Source organism: Streptomyces sp. NPDC055078, assembly GCF_053607985.1.
Genome location: NZ_JBSGUP010000886.1, coordinates 1 through 2,718 on the forward strand (window position 1 = coordinate 1; position 2,718 = coordinate 2,718).

Below are 2,718 nucleotides of genomic sequence, written 5' to 3' on the forward strand. Positions count from 1 at the left end.
GTTCCGGACCGCTCCTACAGCGCTCCAAAACCCACGCGCCGTGCCGAAGGCTCACCGATCTCCACGTAGGCGATACGGTCCGCCGGCACCAGAACCTTGCGGCCCTTGTCGTCCGTGAGGCTGAGCAGCTGCGCCTTGCCCGCCAGCGCGTCTCCCACCGCGCGCTCGACGTCCTCGGCGGACTGCCCGCTCTCCAGAACGATCTCCCGGGGCGCGTGCTGCACGCCGATCTTGACCTCCACGGCTATGTCCCTCCGAACGGTCAGCGTTGCGCGGTCATCGCGCCGTACCCAGCACACATTAGCCGGGCGCGGGGACGCTCCCGCCGCCCCCGGTGAACGCCAGGAGCGAACAGCCGGCAGCGGACAACACCGCCCGCCGGGTCAGGACGGCTCGGTCCGGGGTTCCGCCTGAGGTTCCGCGCCGTGCAGCGGGAAGCCGGCGATGCCGCGCCAGGCGAGCGAGGTGAGCAACTGCACCGCCGTATCCCTGGGGATGGCGGACTCGCTGGAGAGCCAGTACCTGGCCACCACCTGGGACACCCCGCCGAGGCCCACGGCCAGCAGCATGGACTCGTCCTTCGACAGGCCGGTGTCCCCGGCGATCACATCGGAGATCGCCTCCGCGCACTGCAGGGAGACCCGCTCGACGCGCTCGCGCACAGCGGGCTCGTTGGTCAGATCCGACTCGAAGACCAGCCGGAAGGCACCGCCCTCGTCCTCCACATACGCGAAGTAGGCGTCCATGGTCGCGGCGACGCGCTGCTTGTTGTCCGTCGTCGACGCGAGCGCGGTACGGACCGAGAGCAGCAGGGACTCGCAGTGCTGGTCGAGGAGCGCCAGATACAGGTCGAGTTTGCCCGGGAAGTGCTGGTAGAGCACGGGCTTGCTGACGCCCGCCCGCTCGGCGATGTCGTCCATGGCGGCCGAGTGGTATCCCTGGGCCACGAATACTTCCTGGGCAGCGCCCAGAAGCTGATTCCTGCGGGCTCGGCGCGGAAGACGCGTGCCCCGCGGGCGCGCCGCCTCTGTCTGCTCGATGGCTGTCACGCCGCCTCCCAAAATTCGTTCCGTGCGCGCGGTGCGCCGCGCCCGCCATCGTACTTTTGGGTAACCCGGGCGTGCGCGTCGCGGACGCAGAATTTCACGGACCGGACAGTCGCGGTAGTTCCCTATTCGTGGGCAAAAGAGGTCAGGTCAGTCAGGGTCACCGATAGTCGTCCTCGTCGATGGTGACAACACGGGCCTGCTCCACCGCGTCCGCCTCATTCGCGGTGTCCGGATCGATATGTATGAGGGGATCGTCACGCCGCTGACTCACCTCCGTGTGCTGCTCAGCGGCGTCGGCTTCGGGGACCTCCTCGTCGAGGTGCTCGGCCCGCTCGGCGCGCTCGTCCCCGCCCGCACCGTCGGCGGCGGACTCGCCGAACCGGTCGAGCTGATCGAAAGTGTCGGGGTCGCTGGGATCGACAGCCATGGTGCACCGCATTCCCTGAAGCTCGGGAGGTAGTCCCTGGGGATCGCCGGGGGCCGCTGAAGGACCCCACCTATGAGCGTAGGAGCTACCGGTGCGCGGCGCTATGCGATGTGTGACGCCGAACACACGATTCGCGGTGTGATCGTCTCGTAACATTGCGGGCATGTCTTCGACCGAGCTGCCGGGTGTCAGCGCCGCCGCCACCGCCGTGGCCCCCAAAGTCGCGGCCGTACGGGTCGCCGAAGGGGAGGAGCTGCGCTCCGTCACACTGCCGGGGCTGACCCTCACCGTCAGATCCCGGCCGCCGCTGCGCACCGGACTGCCGCCCGCGCTGTACGTCCACGGACTCGGCGGCTCCTCGCAGAACTGGTCGGCGATGATGCCCCTGCTCGCGGACGCCGTGGACGGCGAGGCGGTCGATCTGCCCGGCTTCGGCGACTCCCCGCCGCCCGACGACGGCAACTACTCGGTCACGGGACACGCCCGGGCGGTGATCCGGCTGCTCGACGCCGGCGGACGCGGGCCCGTACACCTTCTGGGTAATTCTCTCGGGGGCGCCGTCGTCACCCGCGTCGCGGCCGTCCGGCCCGATCTGGTGCGTACGCTCACCCTGGTCTCGCCCGCCCTGCCCGAGCTGCGGGTGCAGCGCTCCGCCGTGCCCACCGCGCTGCTCGCCCTGCCCGGCGTCGCCCGGCTCTTCGGCCGGCTGACCAGGGAGTGGACGGCCGAACAGCGCACCAGAGGGGTGATGGCTCTCTGTTACGGAGACCCCTCCCGGGTCTCCGACGAGGGCCTGCGCCACGCGGTGGAGGAGATGGAGCGCCGCTCCCAACTGCCCTATTTCTGGGACGCGATGGCCCGTTCGGCGCGCGGTATCGTCGACGCGTACACGCTCGGCGGCCAGCACGGACTGTGGCGGCAGGCGGAGCGGGTGCTCGCGCCGACACTGCTGGTTTACGGGGGAAGGGACCAGCTCGTCTCGTACCGTGTGGCGGGCAAGGCCGCCGCGGCCTTCCGGGACTCGCGGCTGCTGACCCTGCCGGACGCGGGGCATGTGGCGATGATGGAGTACCCGGAGACGGTCGCACAGGCCGTGCGTGAACTGCTCGACGACACTGTGAGGAGCTGATCGGGGCCCGTGGGACGACACAGCCGTAAAGGCCCCGCACCCAAGGGCCCGGACCCGGCTACCGGGTCCGGCACCCACCCCCCGGGCGCACCCGGCGCCGATCCCTACGACAC

Annotated in this window: 4 protein-coding genes; 1 reads left to right on the top strand and 3 read right to left on the bottom strand. The window is 70.3% G+C overall.

Annotated features, from left to right (window positions below):
• Window positions 1-14: 14 nt before the first annotated feature.
• The 3 genes from ACWF94_RS38145 to ACWF94_RS38155 all read right to left on the bottom strand — a co-directional run bounded on the left by ACWF94_RS38145 (window position 15) and on the right by ACWF94_RS38155 (window position 1,476).
• Complete coding sequence (locus ACWF94_RS38145) at window positions 15-242, bottom strand: DUF3107 domain-containing protein (RefSeq protein ID WP_453499495.1); 228 nt, start codon at window positions 240-242, stop codon at window positions 15-17.
• 141 nt (window positions 243-383) lie between these two features.
• Window positions 384-1,049 (bottom strand): TetR/AcrR family transcriptional regulator, encoded by a 666-nt coding sequence (locus ACWF94_RS38150; RefSeq protein ID WP_453499497.1) that lies wholly within the window; start codon window positions 1,047-1,049, stop codon window positions 384-386.
• A 157-nt stretch (window positions 1,050-1,206) separates the two neighbouring features.
• Window positions 1,207-1,476, bottom strand: coding sequence for a hypothetical protein (locus tag ACWF94_RS38155; protein WP_453499499.1), 270 nt, complete (start codon window positions 1,474-1,476; stop codon window positions 1,207-1,209).
• A gap of 163 nt (window positions 1,477-1,639) precedes the next feature.
• Here ACWF94_RS38155 and ACWF94_RS38160 point away from each other — a divergent pair, with 163 nt between their 5' ends.
• Entirely contained in the window at window positions 1,640-2,605 is a 966-nt protein-coding gene (locus ACWF94_RS38160) for an alpha/beta fold hydrolase (RefSeq protein WP_453499501.1), read from the top strand.
• Window positions 2,606-2,718 lie beyond the last annotated feature (113 nt).